This window comes from Alkaliflexus imshenetskii DSM 15055, from assembly GCF_000517065.1.
GTDB classification, from domain to species: domain Bacteria; phylum Bacteroidota; class Bacteroidia; order Bacteroidales; family Marinilabiliaceae; genus Alkaliflexus; species Alkaliflexus imshenetskii.
In genome coordinates this window covers 87,885-113,565 of the sequence record NZ_KI912105.1, presented here as the reverse complement: position 1 = coordinate 113,565, position 25,681 = coordinate 87,885, and the positions used below count along the sequence as shown (strand labels likewise).

15 protein-coding genes and 1 other RNA gene are annotated in these 25,681 nt (G+C 39.0%); all 16 read left to right on the top strand.

Annotated features, from left to right (window positions below; all coding sequences use genetic code 11):
- The first annotated feature begins 249 nt into the window (after positions 1–249).
- Positions 250–9,048 (top strand): T9SS type B sorting domain-containing protein, encoded by an 8,799-nt coding sequence (locus ALKIM_RS0100530; RefSeq protein WP_157363672.1) that lies wholly within the window; start codon positions 250–252, stop codon positions 9,046–9,048.
- 105 nt (positions 9,049–9,153) lie between these two features.
- Positions 9,154–10,089, top strand: a complete 936-nt coding sequence (locus ALKIM_RS0100525) for a PorP/SprF family type IX secretion system membrane protein (protein WP_026472960.1) — start codon at positions 9,154–9,156, stop codon at positions 10,087–10,089.
- A 249-nt stretch (positions 10,090–10,338) separates the two neighbouring features.
- A complete protein-coding gene (locus tag ALKIM_RS0100520) occupies positions 10,339–12,378 on the top strand; it encodes an OmpA family protein (RefSeq protein ID WP_026472959.1) in 2,040 nt (679 codons plus the stop codon).
- Positions 12,379–12,462: 84 nt separating this feature from the next.
- Positions 12,463–13,089, top strand: a complete 627-nt coding sequence (locus ALKIM_RS0100515; RefSeq protein ID WP_235714347.1) for an SPOR domain-containing protein — start codon at positions 12,463–12,465, stop codon at positions 13,087–13,089.
- Between the two features lie 25 nt (positions 13,090–13,114).
- Positions 13,115–13,488, top strand: an RNA gene (gene rnpB / locus ALKIM_RS19465) — RNase P RNA component class A.
- 25 nt (positions 13,489–13,513) lie between these two features.
- A complete protein-coding gene (locus tag ALKIM_RS0100510; protein WP_235714346.1) occupies positions 13,514–14,827 on the top strand; it encodes a YihY/virulence factor BrkB family protein in 1,314 nt (437 codons plus the stop codon).
- A 1,251-nt stretch (positions 14,828–16,078) separates the two neighbouring features.
- On the top strand, positions 16,079–16,375 hold the full coding sequence (locus ALKIM_RS0100500) for a hypothetical protein (RefSeq protein ID WP_026472956.1): 297 nt from the start codon (positions 16,079–16,081) through the stop codon (positions 16,373–16,375).
- Positions 16,376–16,437: 62 nt separating this feature from the next.
- Positions 16,438–17,427, top strand: coding sequence for a 6-bladed beta-propeller (locus ALKIM_RS0100495; RefSeq protein WP_026472955.1), 990 nt, complete (start codon positions 16,438–16,440; stop codon positions 17,425–17,427).
- Between the two features lie 373 nt (positions 17,428–17,800).
- Positions 17,801–19,051: a 6-bladed beta-propeller gene (locus ALKIM_RS0100490; protein ID WP_026472954.1), complete on the top strand. Its 1,251-nt coding sequence runs from the start codon at positions 17,801–17,803 to the stop codon at positions 19,049–19,051.
- Positions 19,052–19,272: 221 nt separating this feature from the next.
- Positions 19,273–19,668 (top strand): 6-bladed beta-propeller, encoded by a 396-nt coding sequence (locus ALKIM_RS0100485; protein WP_026472953.1) that lies wholly within the window; start codon positions 19,273–19,275, stop codon positions 19,666–19,668.
- Between the two features lie 4 nt (positions 19,669–19,672).
- Entirely contained in the window at positions 19,673–20,827 is a 1,155-nt protein-coding gene (locus tag ALKIM_RS0100480) for a 6-bladed beta-propeller (protein WP_026472952.1), read from the top strand.
- Between the two features lie 1,000 nt (positions 20,828–21,827).
- Positions 21,828–22,091: a hypothetical protein gene (locus ALKIM_RS0100475; protein ID WP_026472951.1), complete on the top strand. Its 264-nt coding sequence runs from the start codon at positions 21,828–21,830 to the stop codon at positions 22,089–22,091.
- 136 nt (positions 22,092–22,227) lie between these two features.
- Positions 22,228–23,322, top strand: a complete 1,095-nt coding sequence (locus ALKIM_RS0100470) for a 6-bladed beta-propeller (RefSeq protein ID WP_044117650.1) — start codon at positions 22,228–22,230, stop codon at positions 23,320–23,322.
- 59 nt (positions 23,323–23,381) lie between these two features.
- Positions 23,382–23,969 carry a hypothetical protein gene (locus tag ALKIM_RS20120; protein WP_157363670.1) on the top strand — a complete coding sequence of 196 codons (588 nt, stop codon included), beginning with the start codon at positions 23,382–23,384 and terminating at the stop codon, positions 23,967–23,969.
- A 67-nt stretch (positions 23,970–24,036) separates the two neighbouring features.
- A complete protein-coding gene (locus ALKIM_RS0100460; RefSeq protein ID WP_044117649.1) occupies positions 24,037–25,107 on the top strand; it encodes an efflux RND transporter periplasmic adaptor subunit in 1,071 nt (356 codons plus the stop codon).
- Positions 25,108–25,257: 150 nt separating this feature from the next.
- On the top strand, positions 25,258–25,629 hold the full coding sequence (locus ALKIM_RS0100455; RefSeq protein ID WP_026472947.1) for a GxxExxY protein: 372 nt from the start codon (positions 25,258–25,260) through the stop codon (positions 25,627–25,629).
- Positions 25,630–25,681 lie beyond the last annotated feature (52 nt).

Sequence of the window (25,681 nt, the reverse complement as noted above, 5' to 3'; positions counted from 1 at the left end):
TGTACTGATGAAACAGAGATTATAATTCCTGTTTATGATTCACCAGCAGCTACTTTCACAACCACTTTACCTGCTGAGGTATGTATCAATGAAGATAAGAATTTACTTGTTACCCTAACAACCGGATCTATATCTCCTTCATGGAGTTTCATTTATAATGATGGTTCCGGAGATTTACCTCCTGTCTCTGTTACAGGTGTCAATAGTTCTAGTATAACTGTTTCACCTTTAACTACTACAACCTATACCTTGGTTTCTGTAACTGATGGAAATGGGTGTCAAAGTGTTTTAAATATCCCTCTTACGTTAACGGTAAATCCTTTACCTACAATCGATAACCTGGTTAACAACTCTTCCACTCCTTTATGCGTAGGCAGCACCATTCGTTTGGATGCTACAGCCACAGGATTTGGCAGTAATTATGTTTACCGATGGTATTTCAATAATCTGGTGACACCGGTTTATGAAGGGCCCAACGCCTTTTACGAAATTGCCAGTGCCACACTAGCCAATAGTGGTACTTATGGGGTACAGGTGCGTGACGAGAAGGGTTGCTGGAGCAGCATCGAGACTTTACCCATTACTGTAAATGCCAATCCCATTCCTACACTTGCCTTTGATGGTGCGCAATTGTTATGCGCCGGTTCATCGGTTTCGTTTGTAGCAGGTGGTGGCGACAGATATGTTTTCTTTGTAGATAACGTTGAGTTGCAGGATGATTCCTCTCCGAATTTTTCGCATGTATTTGGAGCAGGCACTCACACTGTACGTGTAGTAGTGTATGATGGAATTGGTTGCTCTGCCGAGACATCGATGACATTCACTGTAAATGCTCTGCCACTTGGTACCATTCACCATGCCACTGCCTCCGATGCCGAAGTGTGTATTGGAGAGTCGGCAACATTGGAAATTCGTGGATTAACCGGAAGTGCCAACTGGACTGTAGTTTACAATACCAACCCAGGCGGCTATGTCACACTACCACCAATCGCAACCTCACCTTATTCGTTTGTAGTGAGTCCATTGGCAAATACTACTTATAGCATCGTGTCTATTACCGATGGCAATGGCTGCGTCAATAATAGCATAAGTTCATCGGTGAGTGTGGATGTAAATCCTTTACCTACAATAGATAACCTGGTTAACAACTCTTCCACTCCTTTATGCGTAGGCAGCACCATTCGTTTGGATGCTACAGCCACAGGATTTGGCAGTAATTATGTTTACCGATGGTATTTTGACAATCTGGTGACACCGGTTTATGAAGGTCCCAACGCATTTTATGAAATCGCCAATGTCACGCTTGCCAACAGTGGTACTTATGGTGTACAGGTGCGTGACGAGAAGGGCTGCTGGAGCAGCATCGAGACTTTACCCATCACTGTAAATGCCAATCCCATTCCTACACTTGCCTTTGATGGTGCGCAGTTGTTATGCGCCGGTTCATCGGTTTCGTTTGTAGCAGGTGGTGGCGACAGATATGTATTCTTTGTAGATAACGTTGAGTTGCAGGATGATTCCTCTCCAAATTTTTCGCATGTGTTTGGAGCAGGCACTCACACTGTACGTGTAGTAGTGTTTGATGGAATTGGTTGCTCTGCCGAGACATCGATGACATTCACTGTAAATGCTCTGCCACTTGGTACCATTCACCATGCCACTGCCTCCGATGCCGAAGTGTGTATTGGAGAGTCAGCAACATTGGAAATTCGTGGATTAACCGGAAGTGCCAACTGGACTGTAGTTTACAATACCAACCCAGGCGGCTATGTCACACTACCACCAATCGCAACCTCACCTTATTCGTTTGTAGTGAGTCCATTGGCAAATACTACTTATAGCATCGTGTCTATTACCGATGGCAATGGTTGCGTCAATAATAGCATAAGTTCATCGGTGAGTGTGGATGTAAATCCTTTACCTACAATAGATAATCTGGTTAACAACTCTTCCACTCCTTTATGCGTAGGCAGCACCATTCGTTTGGATGCTACAGCCACAGGATTTGGCAGTAATTATGTTTACCGATGGTATTTTGACAATCTGGTGACACCGGTTTATGAAGGGCCCAACGCCTTTTACGAAATTGCCAGTGCCACACTAGCCAATAGTGGAACTTATGGGGTACAGGTGCGTGACGAGAAGGGCTGCTGGAGCAGCATCGAGACTTTACCCATTACTGTAAATGCCAATCCCATTCCTACACTTGCCTTTGATGGTGCGCAGTTGCTTTGCGCCGGTTCATCGGTTTCGTTTGTAGCAGGTGGTGGCAACAGATATGTATTCTTTGTAGATAACGTTGAGTTACAGGATGATTCTTCTCCGAATTTTTCGCATGTGTTTGGTGCAGGCATTCACACTGTACGTGTAGTAGTGTATGATGGAATTGGCTGCTCTGCCGAGACATCGATGACATTCACTGTAAATGCTCTGCCACTTGGTACCATTCACCATGCCACTGCCTCCGATGCCGAAGTGTGTATTGGAGAGTCAGCAACATTGGAAATTCGTGGATTAACCGGAAGTGCCAACTGGACTGTAGTTTACAATACCAACCCAGGCGGCGATGTCACACTACCACCAATCGCAACCTCACCATATTCGTTTGTAGTGAGTCCATTGGCAAATACTACTTATAGCATCGTGTCTATTACCGATGGCAATGGTTGCGTCAATAATAGCATAAGTTCATCGGTGAGTGTGGATGTAAATCCTTTACCTACAATAGATAATCTGGTTAACAACTCTTCCACTCCTTTATGCGTAGGCAGCACCATTCGTTTGGATGCTACAGCCACAGGATTTGGCAGTAATTATGTTTACCGATGGTATTTTGACAATCTGGTGACACCGGTTTATGAAGGGCCCAACGCCTTTTACGAAATTGCCAGTGCCACACTAGCCAATAGTGGAACTTATGGGGTACAGGTGCGTGACGAGAAGGGCTGCTGGAGCAGCATCGAAACTTTACCCATTACTGTAAATGCCAATCCGGTTTTAACTTTACAATTGGCAGATCCTTCCGCATCTATTTGTGCTGACACTGATGTGTCATTTACTGCCACAGGTGCAGATGATTATGCCTTCTATTTAGATGGTTCTGCTGTTCCTGTACAAGGACCTTCAACAGATGCCTCAATTACATTGAATCTTCCTGCAGGTAGTTATAGTCTTCGTGTAGTTGGTTCAGTGGCAACAGGTTGTGTTGGAGAGACCAATCTCAATTTCACTGTTCTTCCCATTCCGGAACCAGTTCTGAATGTAACTTATGATACACCTTGCGTAGGTCAAATCTATACGTTTACTGCTTTGCCTGCCGGTTATGCCACCTATATATTCACAATTAATGGTATCATTTATAACAATGGTGCTAATAATGTGTTGCAGTTAAGCACGCTTGTGGCAGATGCTTATACAGCTACTGTGACGGTTGGTGATGGAAGTTGCCAGGGAATCTCTGATGCTGTTAGTTTTGAAGTAAATCCAATTCCATCCGTTGTCTTGCTATTGGTTGATGCTACGCAGGCAACCGTATGTATCAATGAGGATGTGGAGTTTGTTGCTTCTGGTGCCGATGAATATCAGTTTATTGTAAATGGCGTTCCTGTAGGAACACGCTCTGCGGTTAATACGTTTACATACGCATCGGCAGATAACTTCTCTGTATCTGTAATTGGATATAGTGAATTTGAATGTAGCATGCAAACACCATCGGTTAATGTGGTTATCAGTAAGCCTGTTGCAGGTATCTCCTCTGTTGTTACAACCGATGTATCTAAAAATATTAATAGTATATGTGTTAACGACGAGGTTGAGTTTACCGCAACCGGAGGTACTTCGTATGAATTTTTCTATAACAATGTTTCACAGGGTGTATCAGCAAACGCGCAGTTTGTAGTTAACAATCCTGTAGATGGAGACGAGGTGTATGTACGTGTTATTGATGCGTTTGGTTGTGAAGACATCAGCTCAACACTTACATTAACAGTATATGATCTGCCTGTTGTTCAGATTGACATAATCGAAGGTAACGATGTGATTTGTGATGGTACCTTGGTTACATTCCAGGGCACGGGTGGAGACAGTTTTGCTTTCTATATCATCAGGGGAGGAGTCACTTCTCTTGTTCAGGCCGAAAGTGCACTTGATACTTATTCTACCTCCACACTTCAGGATGGTGATCAGGTATTTGTTGTGGCTCGTGACAATAATTCTTGTCTTGGAACCTCTGCATCCATCGCTGTTACAGTAAATCCAAATCCTGTTGTAACGCTAACATTTAATGTTGAACCTCCACATATTAGCAATGAAAGCACTCTTATTGCAACAGCCGGTGGGGGTGTGGAATATATATTTCTGCTTAATGGAAATCCGGTTGCTGGCGGTTGGGATGACTGGGCTACCAATAATGTTTATGATTACTCAGGGTTAAATGATGGCGATCGGATGGGTGTGATTGCGCGTAATGTTTTCAACTGTACTGCCACTATTGAACGTGTAGTTTCTGTTGATCCTATTCCGCTTCAGTATGAGCTTCGTCCGGAAGAATCTTTCTATTGCGAAGGTGAGCCCGGTGTACAACTGTACCTAACCGGATATGAAACCGATGTGACATATCTTCTGTTTAGTACAAGTGATTTAACTACACCTATTGCCACAGGTGTTTTAGATGGTGGCTTTATTGTTTGGAACAATGTAACAAGTGGTACATACCAGGCCAAAGCTGTTCGTACACCAGGTATTTCAGAAGCATGGATGATAGGAACAGCTAATGTTCAGATGCTGCCGGCTCCGGAAGTTTTTGATTTCACAGATGGTGAATTTTTTACTTGTCCTTCACCTGAATTGATTTTGAGCAATTCTACCGTAGGCATCAATTATTATCTCCGACTCAATGGCAATGTTTTGGTTGGACCTACACCAGGCACTGGAAGTTCTATAAGTTTCGGTACACGTAGCATCGCCGGCGAATATTCTGTTTTGGCTGTTAATCCGCTTACTGGTTGCTCCAGCATCATGAATGGCTCAACACGAATTAATGCCACTCCAAATTCAACGATATACAACCTCTTCTCAGATCCAGCTGATGGTCGTTTCTGCGACGGTAGTGTGGGTGTTACTTTGTATCTCGATGGTTCAGATAATTTTGCCGGATATGAATTGTATCGCAATGGTGAACCACTCACCCCTTCTGTAGTCGAAATTGGTGATGGCGGACAACTGGAGTTTGGAACTTTTAACGTAGAAGGCTATTACAACGTGATGGTAGCTGCTACCGGTGGTTGTCTCTATCCAATGAACAATATCATTCACCTTCAGAGTGTAAACCCCCCAGTGGCAATATCTGTAGAAGCCGACAACGATGGTTCATTCTGCCCGAATGAGGGTGGTGTTGAGATTTGGTTGGCCGGACAGGAAGCCAATGTGCGTTACACGCTTTCGTATGAAGGTACGGATCTTATATCTGTAACCTCAGGTAGTATTACGGATCTTGCCTTACCATTACTATTCCCTGGCACATATAATCAAGCCGGTTTATATACAGTGAAAGGTACATTTATAAATCTGGATTGCGAAGTGGTCATTGGTACCATTAACCTGACTGCGGAAGAGTTACCTATGACCTATGTGTTAACAGGTGATGATGGTTTTTGCGAAGGTGGTGGTTTTGCATCTATACTGCTTCCCGAATCAGAAGTTGGGGTATTGTATGAATTGTACATTGATGGTACTCCTTATGGTGCCAACTTTACTGGCAACGGCGGACATCATGTATTCTCTGTAAATCAGGAAGGAAACTATTCTGTGGTTGCTACTAAAACACACAGTAATGTGGCATGTTCTGTTACTATGCCCTACGGACAGGTTACTGAAAAACCACTTCCTGACCTTACAAAAAATGTGGTTGTTGATTTAGCCGGAGCGGATTGTGAGAATGGTGCAGGTATAATTCTGCTTGCTTCAGAGCCAGGCGTGGTTTACACCATTTGGTGGACCGATGCCTCATCGGGAACTCAGGGTTCAACAGGAATTACTATTACAGGTGACGGTACTGATTTAACATTCCCCGAAGGAATTATAGATAACAATGGCGTTTATCGAGTTTATGCAGAGTTAGATGGTTGTGGCGACTTTCTCGATGAGGCCTTCACTGTGAACGTGCCAAATGTAATACGTAAGTATGCCATCTTAGGCGATGGTAATTTCTGTCAGGGTGATATTGGCGGAATAGTAATCTCTCTTTCCAATTCACAAGCTGATGTGACATATCAATTGTATCGTGTGAATGCAGCCGGAGACATTGTTAACTACGGTAACCCTGTGCAATCTATAGTTGTAGCGAATGATGGAGATGCAGTCATATTTGATGAACTTATGCAGGAAGGTGATTACATTGTGCTAGCAAGCAATGTTGACTGTACCGACATCCCTATGCATGGTAAGATAGTATTTAGATATTACCCACTTCCTGTAGCATTCAGGTTAACTGGTTCGGGTAATTATTGTGATGTTACTTTAGGTGCTGAGATTGGTCTTGACGGTTCTGAAAATAATGTGGAGTACCGATTGATGTATCATGAAGATGATATTAAAGTGCTCAGAGATATTCAAATTGGAAATGGATTCCCAATTCTGTTTAATGGTCAATTTACAGAAGGTGATTATACTGTGTATGCCCGAAACATTATTACCGGGTGTACTTCCAGTATGAATGGTTTGGTAACAGTAGAAAGATTGAATGAACCCGATACCAATGTAACCATTACTATTGCCGATTCGGATATCTGTCCGGATGATAACACAGTAATTACACTGGAAAGTACTGAGCCTGGAGTTGATTATCATTTGTATCACGAGGGTATAGAAATTCAATGGCTCACAGCTGTTGGCACCTCGCTTACGTTTACAGGTATCAACTTGAACGGTGATTATACTGTAGCTGCGTCTCGTAATGGAGAGTGTCGTGTTGATATTTCAGGCTTTGTCAATTTAAATGTGAATGATGCACCTGCGGCTTTCACTGTGAGCTATAGCGAGGATGATGTGTGCGGTTCAGATGCTTTTATTCAAATTGATGGTGTTCAGAGTGGTGTGGATTATTACATATATACTTTTGATGGCACTGATTGGGTAAGATTTGATGAATCGCGTTCAGATGTAATGCCAAATGAAACGACATTTCGTTGGGACAATGAGTTTTTCCTTGATCATCCATGGTTAAATGGTGAGCTGATACAAATTCGTGGAATCAATAATAGCTTGTTTATTTGTCCGCGTGTCAGCGAAATGTTTTTTGTGCAGCTAAAGCCGGCACCAGCTTCATTCACGGTGACAGATCATACTGGTACTATTGTATTGGCTCAGGATGAATTAAGATATTGCAATACTTCTGTGTCTATACAAAATGCTCAGAATAACATTATCTATCGCTTGTTGCGCAACGGAACACGCATTGCCACCATCGAAGGTGACGGTTCTAACATTGAGTTTCCTGTGCAATTAACTGATGGTGATTATCAGATTGTGGCAACTTCCATTGTTTCCGGTTGTAGCAGTCTGCCATTTGAATTCTCTGTTAGTCTGTTGCCCGAAGCGCATCCCGGATTACAACTTTCCAACGTGGGTGGTGATTGCCTATCGTTTGATGTGGTATATGTGTTCAATCCCATTGCAAATGTGGATTACATTCTTTATCGCAATGGTGAAGCATTAACAGATGTTGCAGGTGAGCTTAATGAAACTTTGAATAGACTGGAGTGGCTTGTGACGCATTCAGGTACATATCATGTGAAAGCTGAAATTCAAAATTTTGAAAATGATTGTCAGAATAACATATCTTCAGCTATATCGGTAAATCTGCACTCTGGTTTAAGTGCAATTAATTTGAAAGATAATATCTACGAACTCGACTATTGTTCCGAGGACGAAGGGGTGAATATCGTTGTTGAAAATACTGTTTCAGGCGTATATTATGAACTTTATAGCGAATCTCGTGGTACCATTCAAATTCTGAGAAGTACCGGAACCGACGTTGTATTTGCCAATATGCGCAACAGTGGAAATGGAGATGAGAACTATGAAATTCGTGTGGATTCAGGAAGTAGCTGTGATGTAAGTCTAACATTGACTTTCACCATCACTGAAAACAAAACGCCTGATGGATTCCACAAAGTACGGGGCGACGGTGCCATTGGTGCTTCTGTTATTGAATTAACTGGTTCAGAAGTCGCTGTTTGGTATTATTTGCTCCAAAATGGTGAGATTGTATATGACAAGGTGGCTCAATTTGGTACGGGTAGTGTTTTGAACTTCGGTTCTGTTTCTGAACCAGGTCATTATCACGTGCTTGGAGTTGGCGAAGGTGGATGCTGGAAAGTAATGGATGGCTTTGCCACTATGTACCAGACAAATCTGGTTGCTGTGCCTGACACCCTCTATTTGCGACCAGGCGATTTAATTGGTTTCATCAATCTAAGTGAAAATGATACCAGACTTTCATTCCTGCCATCTATGGATATTTTAGGCGAAAATCTGGAGTTCCAGATTAGCACCCTAAATACATCCGGAGAAGCTATGATTGATCCTCTAACAGGCTTGTTAACCTACCAAAAGCTACCTACATTCTATGGTCAGGATTCTTTGATGTACCGTGTTATCAATACCGAAGCTACATCCAGAGAATCTAACTGGGCCAAAGTGATGATTATGGTTGGTAACAAAGACATCGGCGGTAGCCAGTCGTTCCTGTTGCCCAATGCATTTTCGCCAAACGGTGATGGAATAAACGACCGGTTTGAAATTACCGGATTGGGTGCAACTGAAGAATCTTCACTCGAAATATTTAACCGTTGGGGTACCATTGTTTACCGTAGCGAAGGTCGCAGATATAACAATGACTGGGATGGAACCTCAAATGTGGGAGCAATGGTATCCATTGGAAAGGAGTTACCCAATGGTGTATATTTCTACATTTTTGAAGTGAAGAAGAATGTGGAAGGAAAACTGGTAACGAAACGTTACAGTGGTTATGTAGAACTTCGGCGGTAGTTAAGCTGCTGCTGTGTAGATATTTTTAGTAAGTGTAAATGTTTTTGAAGAACCCAATTGCTAACATGTTAATTTAGAAAACTTAAGCAATTAAGACCCTCAGGTATGGTTAAAAAATATTTCATATTAATTGTTGCGCTCCTAATGGTAACATTGGTTCGGATTGATGCCCAAAATCAGTACCAGTTTAACCACTATATAGCCAACCAGGGTTTGTTAAACCCTGCCTATAATGGAACGCGGGACATCATCAGCGGTCTTATGATTCATCGCAGTCAATGGATTGGGTTGGATGGTGCACCTATGAATCAAGCGCTTAATGTGCATGGCCCCATTGAAGATACAAACGTAGGTGTTGGTCTAGCCCTCGTGAATGACCGAATTGGCTTCACAAATACCTTCGATCTGTTTGGTGCCGCTTCTTATAAAATCCAGTTAGACCGTGATGCGAAATTTATGTCGTTTGGTCTTCAGTTTGGTCTTAGCTCTTTGGTATATGATGGCACAAAAGCAATAGTAGGGGATATGAACGATCCCGTTTGGGCAGGGAAGGAGAGTAAGCTTAATTTTAACTTTGGATTTGGTTCTTACTACTATACGGACGACTATTTTATTGGATTCTCGATACCAAAATTCTTTTCAGATCAATTTGATCAGAACAGCTCCGGGTTCAAGAATACCATCGATTTCAAGAATATCCACATGTATTTGTATGGAGGGTATATTTTTGACTGGTATCCGGTGAAAGTAAAGCCAACAATTTTAATGAAGGAGGTTTATGGAGCTCCATTGCAGTTTGATGTCTCTGCAAATGTATTGTTTGCTGAACAGTTTTGGGTTGGTCTCTCATATCGTACAATTTCTGAGATGGTCTTCCTTTTTGAATACATTATCAATCGCCAGTTTACTGTGCGTTATGCATTTGATTACCCCTTTTCGCCCATAAACAATTATGCCAAAGCCGGTTCACATGAAGTCAGCCTTCAGTTCGACTTCTCTTTTAACAAACGGCCTGGTATGCGATCCATTAGATACTTTTAAACCATTTCATATTACGCAATGGTTTTTAAAACATATTTGGTGAATGTAACGATGTGATTTTGGTTAATAATTGTTATCACATGTTTGTAAGAAATAACCTTAACGCCTAGGTTTAAAGGTATGAAAGTGTATCTTTGGAAAACAGATGTTTTTTTTTTTGAATTAAACATATTGTTGCATTGTATTAGTAAGCCTTATCATAGGGTTTTCACTACTTAAATGTAACTTTTGACTATAAAATCGAGACACATGAAACGAGCCCTAAACTCTATCTTGGTTCTACTTTTTCTGATGAGTTCCGTTGCCGCTTATGGACAGGGAGCCTTGCTTCGTCGTGCCAATGCGCTATATGACAGAGAAGAGTTCTATGAAGCCTTACAGGTTTACCGTCAAATTCAGGCCAATGGAAATGAATTGGATATCGAACATCAGATTAAAGTTGGTCACTGTTATTATCACCTAAATAACATCGATCAGGCCTTTGATGTCTTTCTCAACCTGGAGGATCATCTAAGCGGATATGATCTGTTCGTTTATGCATCTACCTATCACAAAATCGGTTTCTACTCTATGGCCATCGATTTATATCGAAAGGCTCGACCCCAAAACCCAAGAATTCAAGGTCAGATTGATGAGCTCATCAGATCGTGTGAATGGGCAGAACGCAATCAAGCTTATAATCCAAACGTAACTGTTAACCCATCAACGGTTTTAACTTTTGGTCAGTCTTTCGGTATCCAGTATTACGATAGAGGTGTGGTTTATTCATCTGCCTCATCCGATGCTGAAAATGCGCGTCGTGACCGACAGGGACGTGTATTTATGAACCTTTATTATTCTGACCTTGTAGATGGCGAGATTAAAAATACCCGAATATTCTCCGAGAATTTGGTGTTTCCTTATCACGTAGGTGCTATTTCGTTTACCTCTGATTACAAAACGATGTATTACACCCGCTCTGTTAGGGTTAGAGGTGGAAGTGTGCTCAAAGTTTACTCTGTGGTTTTTGATGGTAAAGATTGGGTTAATGAGCTTGAAATAAGCATCAACAGCAATACTTTCAATACAGCACACCCTGCTGTTTCTCCTGATGATCGGTTTCTTTATTTCGTTTCTGATCGTGCCGGAGGATATGGTGGTCAGGATATTTGGGTTGTTGAACGACGTCCAAACCGCTCTTATGGCCCGGCGCGTAATTTAGGTCCTAATGTAAATACTTATGGTAATGAGGTATTCCCATTTGTAAGTAAGGACAATGTGCTCTATTTCAGTAGTGATGGTCACGTTGGATTTGGCGGACTCGATTTGTTTAAAGCACGAAATGTAAATGGCGAATGGCGCAACGTTGAAAATATGATGTTTCCATTCAACTCCACAAAGGATGATTTTGGATATGTAATCGACCCCAACGACCCATCACGAGGCTTTATTTCTACAGGTAGGAGAGGTGATGGTAGTGTGGATGATATTTTTACTGTTATCTGGAGGTTTGATGACGACGAAGAGGAGACGGCGCCTGAGCCAGTAATTCCAATCGCCGGTGTGCCTGAACCAGTGAGACAGGAACCTGTAACGCCTGAACCTGTCAGACCTCAACCAGTGATTGAAGAGCCACGTGTGGATTTAAGTATTTTCCCTTCATCTTTTGCTGGTATAGTTACAAGTTCATTTAATGGTGGAAACCTTGAAGGTGCTACCGTGACACTCAAAGATGCTTTCACCGGTGCCGAAATAGGACGATCAACCACCAGTGCAAACGGTCGCTTCTCTGTGGACATACCGGACAGATACCGCCGCGAAGGGCAAGAATTCGAAGTTGTGTTTAGTAAGAACGAATTTAACCCCAAGAATGTGACTGCGGGCATCATGGATCTCGACGAAATAGGAAAAGCCGGTATCTCAATGACGCCTATCTTTAAGGAAGCAGATTTAAATGAAATTAGTGGTTTAGTTATACCTTATGTAGGAAATGAGATTACAGCGGATGGTTACCGAATTCTAGATCGCGTAGCGGCGTATTTGCTCAATAACAGACATGTGGTTATTAAACTGAATGGACATACCGACGCCCGAGGCGACAGATTCGCCAACCTGAATACTTCACAGTCAATTGCTGAGAAGGCCGAAGCTTATCTTACTTCAAAAGGCGTATCTCCGGATAATCTGATCCCTCGTGGATATGGTGAAAGGTATATTGTAAATAATTGTCGCCGTGGCAAGTTGTGTACCGACCAGGAGCATCTAACTAACCGTCGAGTAGAAGTTGTTGTTTGGCGATTTTTAAGATAATTCGTAATTTGTTTTTTTGATATTAATTTTAGGATGAAAATCCGGATATAGAGTAGGGTTATAAAATTAATTAATCTCTGAGTGATGAAGCTGAGCCGAATCCTGATATTAGCAATTTTGTTATTGGCAAACATTTCCGTTTTCGGGGATAAACTGGCGCATTTGCGTACTGCCAGGAAAATAATTACTGTGAATGAAATTAAAGCACCGTATTATACCATACAGATAGTAGCATTGCAACTCCCTCCCGGCAATCCTGATTTTTTTAAAAATGTGGATACCATCAGGGAATTTGCCTGTACAGATGGTTTTGTACGATACACTGTGGGCGAATATACTACTTTCGGTGAGGCAGCACACGAATTAGATCGAATCAGACAAATGGGTTATGCCGATGCATTTGTTTTAAATACCAGAAAAATTACGTTACGTACAAATGATTATAGTAAACCTGCCGGAGATTTTGTTCCGGTTCCCGGAGTAAGTTATACCATTCAGTTGGCAGCTTTTAGGTTTCCGGTGTATGTATCCCATTTTGAGGGTTTTGATAATGTTCAGGAGTATTTTATGAAGGATCGGATTTACCGTTATTGCGTAGGTTCATTTCAGGGAGAAGCTGCCTTGAATGAGCTGAGCAGGGTTAAACAGTCCGGCTATCCTGATGCATTTCTCGTGCCATTGAGTCAATATTTGCCATATAAGATAGAATAAAACTACATTTGTAGATAAATAATTTGCAGCAGGCCGGTCTGTCGCTCCCGGTAACCCCGGGGGAGGAAAGTCCGGACAACAAAGAGCACCGTGCTTCCTAACGGGAAGATATTCGTGAGGGTATTTAAGCGTAACAGAAAATAACCGCCTGCCTTTGGTAGGTAAGGGTGAAAAGGTGAGGTAAGAGCTCACCGGTGCTGCAGGTAACTGTAGCAGCCGTACGCCACACGGGTTGCAAGACCATGTATATCCCGGTTCCTTTTGGTACAGGGTTGCTCGCTCTGATGTTTACAACCGGGAAGGGTAGGTCGCTAAAAGTGTTGGGTGACCAACATTTAAGATTAATGACAGGCACCGCTTTATGCGGAACAGGATCCGGCTTACAGGCTTGCTGCCTATTATTTTTTCATAAAACAAGAGTCTCGTGATACAAAAAAAAATCAAAGCTGCACATAAATTTGTGATGGAGGATATCTGGCGTATTCGCAGAGATAATACTTCGCGAAGGCAGTTTTGGATTTTACGCACTTTTCGTGTTTTCATTCTTGCCATACGTCGTTTTGTAGCTGATGATTGCCTTGTAAAGGCCTCTGCTTTAACTTATTATTCGCTTTTGTCTGTTGTGCCGGTTGTGGCGCTTGCATTTGCTATTGCCAAGGGTTTTGGCTTTATGGAAACGCTTGAGGCTGAAATTCAACGACGTATTGTTGGTCACGACGAAGTGGTGCAATGGATACAAGAGTTTGCCATCAGTTATCTGGAAAATACCAAAGGTGGAATGATTGCCGGGGTTGGGGTTGTTATTCTCCTGTGGAGTGTGATGAAAATTCTAGGCAATATAGAAGCCTCATTTAATGATGTATGGGATGTAACCAGCTCACGGTCACTCGTTCGAAAATTCAGTGATTACATCTCATTTGTAATTGTGGCTACTGTTTTTCTCATGTTGTCATCCAGTATTTTGGTTTTTATCACTAACAGTGTAGAAATTCTTCATTTAGGAGCTATTGCCACGCCAATCATCACTTGGGCATCGCCATATATACTTATTTGGGCAGTTTTTTCCCTTATGTTTATGATTATGCCGAATACCAAGGTAAAACCCGCCTCGGCTATTTTTGGGGGAGCTATTGCAGGTACACTCTTTCTTGCACTTCAATTCGGATATATCTATTTCCAAATAGGAATGTCGAAGTACAATGCAATTTATGGGAGTTTTGCTGCACTTCCATTGTTTCTTATTTGGCTTCACTCCTCATGGCTTATTGTGTTACTTGGCGCTGAACTCTCCTATGCCCACCAAAATGATGTGAGTTTTGAATTTGAGGCAGACACAAAACAGATGAGTAATTATTATCGCAGATTGGTAAGTTTATTAGTGGTAAAACGTATTGTAGATATGTTTAAAGACGAAAAGCCTGCACCTACCATGAGCGAGCTTTCAGTGACCTTAAAGCTGCCAATAAGGCTTGTTTCTGAGATTCTCAGAAAGTTGGAAGAAGCTGGCGTATTAGTTGAAATTATACCTATGAACAGCGATCGGGAAATTGCCTATGGCCCAGCTTTCGACATTGATAAAATGACTGTTAATTGCATCATCGAACGGCTCGATAGTCACGGTACCTCCGACTTCCATTTTGAAGAGACCAAGGATTACATTAAACTTAAGCAAATCCTCGAAAAGTTTGAAGAGCAACACTCAAAAATACCTGAGAACGTCCTTTTGAGGGAGATATAAATATTTAGCGAGTGCTATTTTAGCGTCAATTTCAGTTATCGTAATCTTTCCTGGTTCACATAAGGGTATTATAGCAATAATATTCTCTTCTGGCATTTTCTTAGCATTTAACAGTTATTTGGTTGAATTTTTGAGCTATGATTTGCAATGTAACTACTCCCATATTTCTGAACAGCTGAATGTATTGTATTGCTTATTTTCAGTGTTTAAGTGAATTTGCTAATCCTGTTGATTTAACATTTAGCTTACATCCTGAATCGTTTGTTATAGCCCTTTGTATGAAATAGCGTGGTTGCATTTATTTGTTTGCAAAATTATCTAAAATTAAAACTTAAATATCTAAAATCACAAATGGAATTTGCCGTAAAAAGTTTAGTATTACGTTAGTTACTTTAACCCAAGTAGATTATGTATATTGCCTTAAACCCAGACCAAAAATGGCGCAACAATTCCGACCGGTGCAATTACCGGTTGGTGATGATAAATACTGCGTTCTTATTGCATGCCATTTTCAAAGCAAGTCATTGCAGACTTCACACCCGTGAAAGCATCCTGCATTTGATAAATGCGAATAGCCAAATTCTCCAAAATTCGATTCTCTCAATAGCACGAACTACCAGTCTCGCTCAAACTGTATCTATCTTCTTTTTAATTAATGCATGTGTTGGTTGGTGTTTCGCCAAACAGCCAATTGGTTTTATATGCTCCTACGGATTTATATGCTGTGCTTGTGCAGCAGCAGCCATCAGCAAATTGGTGCTGTTCTTAATAGTATTTCTTAAGAATAATCAATGCTTATACAATGGTGTTTGTCTGGATAGTACGATGGATAAACGCAAAAAAGTTGCCCAATTTATTAACCATTGAAATTATCAATATGCAGAAGAATGAAAATGAAATAAAGATGACTGTAAGGTTTCAATATATAGTTGGTGTCAGCTAACTGTATTGAATTATGGGAAAAAGAAGAGGAAGCCCCTGTGCTCCGCAGCCCATGCTTCCTCTTCCGACTCCCTCCAAACTCAAAAAAGAAAGGAGGTAATACGCTTGTGAAAAAATAGGTCTGTATTATGCCGAAGTAGTTCGGCAAATGACGGCGTAAAGATAATGAATTAGGAGCACACAGTAACTTAGTTACTCGTGGTTTCGATAAATGTACCTGCCAGGCAGTGATGCATTTTGTATTACAATTTTCTGAACAACGGCTGTTTATGTTAACAGCCAAACTTTAAATCATTTATCATTATTATTATGAAAAAGAAGATATTCTTTGCAATAGCAACAGCTTTTTTTGCAGTGGCAACTGTATTTAATATGAATGCCTTACAAGGTGGCAGTGTTGGTGATATTTCGTTGGATGCCATTGCGGTTATGGCGCAGGCGCAGAGGGAAAGTGGTGGTGGAGGTGGATATACTTGCTCCGCATCAGCAACTTGCTATAGTGTTCAAGGAAAAGAAAGTGGCTCGGTTTCTTGCTCAGGAACCGACACTTGTGTTGCCGGATATGGGTATGTAACTTGTGATGGAAAAACATCATATTGTGCTTGATTAAAAATTAGGGGAGGAAACTCCCCTGATTCAGTAATTTAATAAGTTCAACATAATTTGATATGAAAAAAATGTATTTCCTTATTGGTATTTGTCTTATCCTTTTTTCGTGCAACAGACACAGTGATGACCTAGAGAATATTGAATTGAGGAAAGACTATGGTATCAGTCAATCAGGAGACTCAATCTTCTTCTCCGGTATTCGTTCAATATTTTTTGACAAATATTTATATATGTCTAATTATAGAATGAACCAAATATTAGTTTTGGATGAAACGGGTCATCTTATTTGCACATTAGGATCAGACGGGCGAGGGCCGGGGGAATTTGTTGGGGTCTCCCATATATATGTTTCTAATGATACCGTTTATGCGCTTAATGAAGGCAAAAGATGTATTGAAGTTTATAATATTGAAGGTTACATAAAAACAATACCGCTATATGAAGCAGATTTCCGATTACGTAATACAGGTAGGTTCGTATTACTACACAATAAATTTTACTTTCCTTATGTAACAAATGAAAATAGTATTGTTGAGTATAACCTGCTCCACAAATCAACAAGAAATTTTGGATTACTCGACAGGTTTCAAACTGAAGATCATACTCGGTTTAGAAATGAAAGACATCTTCTGGCAATGAATGAAAAATACTTAATTGCTGTCTCTCATGTTAAACCTGTTATTGAGAAATACAATCTGAATGGAGAATTAATAGCCCAATTAAGCTATGAGAACATTTATCCTGTTCAAAAAAGATTAGAGTTTGTTAACCGTCAAAAAAGTGAAGTTAATAGTGTCTTTTCAGTTGTTTCTGATGCTTATGTTTATTCAAATAAGTTGTATTTGATAATTGTAAGCAATGACGAAGAAAATGTTTCTTCTAATAAGGTATTGGAAATAGAGATAGATGATAAAATGAAAGTTATACGCCTTTACGATTTAGGGGATGGTTGGTACAGTAGTATATGCGTTACAGCAAATAATTTATGGGCGTTTGACACAAAGAGCGATGGCTTAAATAAATTTCCGCTAAAAACAAATTTAGATTGAGATATAATAATTTTCGCAATAATAACAGGTCTCTTAGTCGTGGCAACCAAGTTTAATATAAATCTTTTACAAGGGAATAGTGTGGGCAATGTGTCGTTGGATGCCATTGCGGTTATGGCGCAGGCGCAGAATTAAACAGGGCAAATCGGCCCTGTTGGTTCTAATTGGAGGAGGACAACTTTTGAATGTTCAAAAACTGTAGTTATTGGATTTGATTTCATTCTTAAGATCGAAAGAACGAAAACCACTCACTATACTGCCGAAGGCTGCGGATTCGGCACTGGTTTGTGTTTACCTTCTGTAGGGTGTTAATATTATGATTATTTAATTGGGTCGCGGGCATTTGCCCGCAACTATTTAATTATAAAGTTTTATGAAAAAGGTAATAATCTTGCTTTGGTGTGCCATAACAGTTCTATCGAACTCCTGCATCGGAAAAGTAGGAGGGTCTGTTGATTTTTATGGGTTTGACTATTCTGAAATTGCAACTGATGTAAAGTTGGCAATAGTTGAGGAAGAGGGGAGTGTTGTATTGCCAACAAACTGCATAGAGTATGATACAAAGTTGATGCTGTCTGACGTATTTTCCATGATTGAGGTAGTTCCTTTGGAAAGTTTAGAAAGTTCACTTATTGGAGGGATAGATAAACTTGTATCTTGTGATACTACTATATTGGTAATAGATAAGTATAAGACAAAGTCTATCAAGCAATTTACAAAACGAGGTGGTTTTGTAGGAGTAATCGGAAGTAATGGAAGAGGTCCGGGACAGTACTATGAACCTACAGATTGTGTCGTATATAAGGATACCATACTTGTATATGACCAGTTTCAACAAAAAATTATTTTTTATGGAAATAGAGGAGAGTTTCTTAAAGAAAAGAAAGTTCCATTTACGTTTAATTCCTTTTATGTCTTTGATAATAATAGCTTTATTTTCCAGATGTATGATAATGATAACGATCACATTAATGAGATTTTAGGCTATTCACTTATTTGGTGTGACTCGATGTTCAATATACAACATAAAAGTTTGTATAAAGAAAAAGATAAATACAATACTATGATCAACTCCGGACTGACTCTTGGGCTGGATAAGGTGTATTTTCATCCACCATATAGTGATTCAGTATATCAAGTTGAAGAAAACGGAGTAATAAAGTTAGCTTACCTATTAGAAATGCATACGCCTCTTCCTGCAGAATTGTTGCTGAGAAAGAATGGAGAGAAGTTGTCTAAAATGAGTTACGAAACTCCTAATAATTACATGTTATTTACCGGCATTCCCTATATAAGTAATAAAAAAGTGCTTTATGAAATATCGTTTAATAGAAGAGTTCAATTTGTGTTTTTTCATAGTGAACTACAAAAGTGTATTGCAGGAGATCTGGTAGTAAATGATTTAAGCCGTTTAGTTGGAGGACCTGGCAAACCAATTTTTGCTGGGTCAGATTATTTAATAACATATGAGCACGCATATAGAATTAAGGAAACGATGGAATCGTATAAGAAACATGGATTAGATGTAAAAGATTTTCTTAATGCACGAGAACAAATGGTTGCAGAAAAGCTGAAGGACTATTCAAATCCAGTTTTATTTTTCTATTGCTATAAGGATGAATAGAAATAGGTATCACTGCTTCATAATCGACAAGCCAAGATGTTTATTAGAATAAGATTATAGAAGCATGAAACGAGCCATGTCGAATGCTTCGACACGCAGGAGTATGATTATTAGCGAGATTTATATATTAATTAAATTATAGTCAGATGAAATACAATTTATTAGGCGTTTGCTGTTTGATTTTCGTCTTAACGGCATGTAATACTTAAAGTAAGCACATTGTGGAGTTTGATGATAGAAATGTTATTACATTACGAATTGACCCAAAATCATTTTATGATGGCCAGTTCAGTGATATATTTGAAGATGTTTCTCTTATTCAACTAGAAACAACAACAGAAAGTTTACTAGGGGAGATAGGGAAAATTGAAATCAAGGGAGAAAAAATTTTTATACATGACAGGTCGCTTCATGAAATGAAGATTTTTAGCATTGACGGAAAATATCTTGGCAAAATATCTAATAAACATAATGGATCGGGTGGATATTTTGACATTTCCAGCTTTTCAGTTTCCAAGAATGGTGAGTTGATAGAAATTTATGATAACAGAGGGTTTAAATTCAGAATCTATAACCTTAACAATGAATTTGTCGAAGAGTTCCCTATAAAATGCTAAAACTATGAAAAGTACAACCAGATTAGTGGTTTTTACGTTGTTCACATTTAGTTTCTTTGGGTGCACTGATTCTAAATTGTCGGAGCCTAATGAAATAATTGAATTAGATTACAATCAGGATAAAGACATTTCTGAATCGTTAACGACTCAGTTATTTCAAAATCGTAAATTGATTAAACTAGAAACAACAGAGGAATCAGTTTTTTCAAATATCAATAGACTTATAATATTTGAGGATAAACATTTTATATTCGACCTAGATACGGAGTCGGTATTAATATTTGATGAAATGGGTTCACTTATATCAAAAATTAAACCTACAGGAAGAGGGCCCGGTGAATATATCCAATTGTCTGATATCTCGATTGATCCACAATCAAAACAACTTGTTCTTCTTTGCGCAATTCCACAGATTTTAATCTATTATGACTTAAATGGGCAATATATTAAACATGAGGCGATGCCTGAATTTAATCGAAGTTTTTCAATTGGACATCATTCAATGTATTTTATCAGGTATTTAACCGAAGTGAATGCTAATTTTATTGGCATTTATGCAAATGGAGGATTCAAAGAGTTTTTACCTATAGAGGATTACATTCGGGAGAGGATGGTATATTCGCCTCATCCGGATATTATCCGTAGCGATAATATTTACTTTACCAAAGTGTTTGATAGTAATGTTTATGGTATAACAGAGGATAATGTCACGCCGAAATATACTATATTTTTGGGAAGCAAATCAATTAAATTGAATCTTATTAAACGTAGTAACCTAAGAGATATACAGCGTTTAAGTTTTGAACAAGACTTGATTTATAGGATAAGTAACTTTCGGGAAAGTGACAAGTATTTAACTTTTTCTACTTATCCATTCTCAAGACTTGTTATTTATGATAAGCAAGAGAGACAAGCCAGTTTATACTCCAAATTTCATGACCCTGAAATTGGGTTATATTTGAACAGTAGCATGCACATAGCTCATGATGGAGTTGGTAGCGATTTGGTTTTTATAGTGCCAGCAGAATTGTTTAAAAAAAATATAACGAGATATCTAAACGAATATGATATTGACGACGTTTTGGGTATGTATCGGGAAACGGCTAACGAATTAAATGACACGGACAATCCAGTTTTGATTATTTATACTCTACCATAGCAGAATGTGTTTTAAAAGAACTATCAACACTCCCTTTTTCCGAGCGTGCTTTTTGTGAAATTATCTAAAATTAAAACATAAATATCTAAAACCACAAATGGATTTTGCCGTAAAAAGTTTAGGTTTACGTTAGTTCCTATAACCCAAGTAGATTATGTATATTGCCTTAAACCCAGACCAAAAATGGCGCAATAATTCCGACCGGTGCAATTACCGGTTGATGATGATAACCGTTGTGCTTTTATTACACTCCATTTTCAAAGCAAGTCATTGCAAACTTCACATCCTTGAAAGCATCCTGCATTTGATAAATGCAAATAGCCAAATCCTCCAATATTTGGTTCCCCCAATAGCACGAAATACCAATTTCGCTCAAATTGTATCTATCTTCTTTTTAATTAATGCATGTGTTGGTTGGTGTTTAGCCAAACAGCCAATCGACTTTATTTGCTCCTACGGATTTATATGCTGTGCTTGTATAATAGCAGCCATCAGTAAATTGGTGCTGTCCATAATAGTCTTTCTAAAGAATAATCAATGTTTATCACAAAGGTCTTTGTCTGGCTAGTACCATGGATAAACGCAAAAATTGTTGCTCAATTTATTAACCATTGAAATTTTCAATATGCAGAAGAATGAAAATGATATAAAGATGACTGTAAGGTTTCAATATATAGTTGGTGTCAGCTAACTGTATTGAATTATGGGAAAAAGAAGAGGAAGCCCACAGTGCTAGCCCGCACCCGCTTCCTCTTCCGACTCCCTCCAAACTCAAAAAAGAAAGGAGGTAATACGCTTATGAAAAAATAGGTCTGTATTATGCCGAAGTAGTTCGGTAAATGATGACGTAAAGATAATGAATTAGGAGCACACAGTAACTTAGTTACTCGTGGTTTCGATAAATGTACCTGCCAGGCAGTGATGCATTTTGTATTACAATTTTCTGAACAACGGCTGTTTATGTTAACAGCCAAACTTTAAATTATTAATCTTTGTTATTATGAAAAAGAAGATATTCTTTGCAATAGCAACAGGTTTTTTCGCAGTAGCAACTGTGTTTAATATGAATGCTTTACAAAGTGGCGGTGTTGGCGATATTTCGTTGGATGCCATTACGGTTATGGCACAGGCGCAGGGTGAGTCTGGAGGTGGAAGTGCAGGTAATGGCTGTCCTAGTGCTGCTAATTCTGACTGTGTTACAGATGCACGAGGTAATAAATATTGTCAACATGTATCCGAGCCAAATCACAGTGCTTGCAGTTAGTATTGGTTAAATTAATTTTTGATGGTTGAGAAAAGACTTTCTCAACCATCGTCATAATAATTCAAATGCAAATTTTCTAATAATGAAACATATAACTTTACGAGTAGTTTTAATCGCTTTTCTTATGTATAGTTGCATGAGAGAAAGGAATCATAGAGATCATGTTCCAAAGGTCAGGTTAGATGCAACTAAACATGAAACCCTTAAATTTTCGCTTTCATCTATTGAGTTAATTCAGTTAGAAAGAACTATTGATTCTACAATTCCATATGTACAGAAAGCATACCTTGACTCAAATAATGATAGATTATTTATATTGGCTGATTGTAATCTTTATATATATGATGGCAATGGAATGTATATATCTAAATTATCTATTGGCAATGGACCAGGGGAAGTATTACAGGTGTCCTCATTTGCAGTTGATCCAATAAGCGAAATAATTTACGTGTTAGACATGGCTAGATTTATTAATGTTTATGATTATTCTGGAAACTTCATTAAAAGAACCCAGTTAGATGAATTTTATAGTTCTGATATATTCTCATTAGACAGTAATAATCTTTTTCTAATTTGCAATTTTGTGGGTAAAGGTGAAATGTTCTTCGTTGGTAGATATGAAGTTCCTGTAAATATGATTAGAGAACGATTTGTTTCAATCAGTAATAGTCCTTATGCTATTTCTACTAATCTAATGGTTCAGAATAGTTTTTTTTATAAAGGTAATAGTGTGATGTTCTTTAATCCTAATATATTTAGCTTATTTCAATATAAGAATGAATCGTTTGTGAAGATTATTAGTCTTGATTTGGGAAATAGAAAAGTTCCAGAAGATTTTGCAAAGAGATTTTATGACCATAATAGATCCGCATTCAGAGATGAAGCCAAGAGGAGAAAGTATGTTCCTGTTTTAACTTATGCGTTTTATTATGGAGGATATTATTTAATAGGAATTGATGACGATAGTTCCTCTTGCTATGCTATTAATAGTAGTAATTTTAATGAAGTATATGAGAATAAATCCTTGTCTAGCTACTTCGGGCTACCAGAAATACCTTCTTTAAAATTCCCTCCTGTTGGGTTTCAGGAAGACATGATTCTCTTTGGATGTGATGTTTCTGATTTTTTTGATGAATTAACTCCTGGTAGTACTAAAACCATAGAAATTGCGAATATTAATAAAAAAGTCTGTATTGATGACAATCCAATTATATTGATAATAAGGCAGTAATGGGCTTGTTGTCAATTCTATTTCTCATTATTAAATCCTCACAATGTAAAATTTTATTTATGTTAGTTAAGTTAGATGATTTTCATATAAAGGTTTTTACAAACTCTTCAATTGTCAATAAAGTCTGTCTATTATCTTTGATTATGTCTTTATTGGGTTGTGTGAATTCTAGAGAAAAAGATATACGAAATTGCCTAAACAATGAGCTTTATATTGAAAACATTGATTCCGTATATCATAATCAAAAATTAGTTCCATATTTGGAATTTAGGAAGGAGTATAATTACATTTATGTGGTTTACTTACAGGACGATTGTACACCATGTTATTATAATTATCTTGAATGGTCTAGACAAATGAGTAATCCAGAGTTAGAAACGGATAGACATACAGTATTGTTCATCATTGCTAGTTATAATTATGATGATTTTATAAGGAAGATAAATAAAATCGAAGAAGTAAATAACGATTTTTATATAGCAATTGATCCGAATTTCTATTTTATTGATAAAAATAATAATATTCCCCGATGGATAATTGATGCTTCTGTATTAATCGACTCGGAGAACAAAATAAAAATGGTTGGTGCCCCATGGATAAATGAAGATATGCAAAAGTTGTTTCACAAAACTGTTAACAGTAAGTAGTCAATTGTGATAAACCCCCAACTATAAACCTTAAACCCTAAACTCAAAAACTCTAATCCATAATCCCATGAAACACCTCGTAGCCATATTCATAGCAGCTATTTTCTATGCCTGTACCACCTCCAAAGCCGGCGATGCATCGGAAGGTGATGTGTCAGAAAGCGCCCGTTTATCTTACGTTGAACCCACATCTGTTGAGGTTGGAACAGTAAAAGCCCTAAAAACTGGTTTTCAGTTGGAGTTGGTCAGCAATGGCCGATTAGAGGCTCAACGCAAGGCTGTGGTACCTTTTCGGGTGCAGGAACAAATTAATGCCGTTCATGTAACCGAAGGTGAGCGTGTTGTTGCCGGGCAAGTGTTGGGTAGCGTAGATGCTTTCACCTATCAAAAGCGTTTAGATGAAGCCAATAACCGTTACTTGCAGTCGGTGATCGATTTGGAAGACCGGCTCTTAGGCTTTGGTTATCAGCTGAAAGATAGCACAAAGATTCCTGAAAATATTATGAGCATGGCACGCATAAGAAGTGGATATAACGCTTCTGCCATTGCCGTTGAAGAAGCCAGGCGCAACCTGGGCCATACATCGATATTGGCTCCCGTTAGTGGTGTTGTAACCAACCTCGAAGCACGCATTCATAACCCCTCAAATGCCTTTCAAGAGTTTTGCGAAATATTGGATTTAAGCACCATGCACCTGGTTTTTCATCTGTTAGAAACCGAGATGTTGGGTGTGCAAACCGGCCAGCAGGTCGAACTCACCCCCTTTGCCATGCCCACAGAGTCATTTACAGGCAAAGTAACCAGCATAAACCCGGCAGTTGACGATAAAGGAATGGTGCGTATCACCGCCACCGTTCCCAATCCCGGCCATCGCCTAATGGATGGAATGAACGCTCGCGTGTTGTTAAAAAATGCAGTGCCAAACAGCCTTGTCATCCCTAAAGAAGCAGTACTATACCGCCAAAATCGTCAGGTAGTATTCATCTACGAGAACGGCAAAGCCATCTGGAAATATGTAAAAACCGGCCACGAAAACTCAACCCACGTCACCATCACCGAAGGACTGGAAGAAGGTATGGAGGTTATAGTGGAGAATAATTTGAATTTGGCGCACGAAAGTAATGTTACACGGCGATGAATTTTAGCGACACAGAGGTGATTTTGGTACACGGAGTTCACTGAGGTAGCACGGAGATGCACGGAGTTATTATTATTTACACTTTGTATACTCCGCTCAACGAAGTGTAATATCTATTTCTGATAGACCCCTTTAAAACCTTATAATGATATGAAACATACCCACCTAACTGAAAAAATAATTGGTTGTGCCTTAGAGGTTCATAGAACACTGGGTCCTGGATTACTCGAGTCCGCATATGAAGAGTGTTTGTATTATGAATTGCAAAATGCAGGATTAAAAGCTACTCGCCAAGTTCCTGTTCCAATCATATACAAGGACATTCAACTCGATTATGGGTATAGGCTTGATCTATTGGTTGAAGATAAAGTAGTGGTCGAATTGAAAGCAGTTGAAGATCTACACGAAGTACATGAAGCTCAGATTCTAACTTATATGAAATTTGCCCGAAAAGAGGTAGGGTTATTGATAAATTTTAATGTTAAACTATTAAAACATGGAATAAAGAGGTATGTTTTATAAAAATTGATTTGACAAAATCGGTAACACAGAGCCACACAGAGTTTTACAGAGC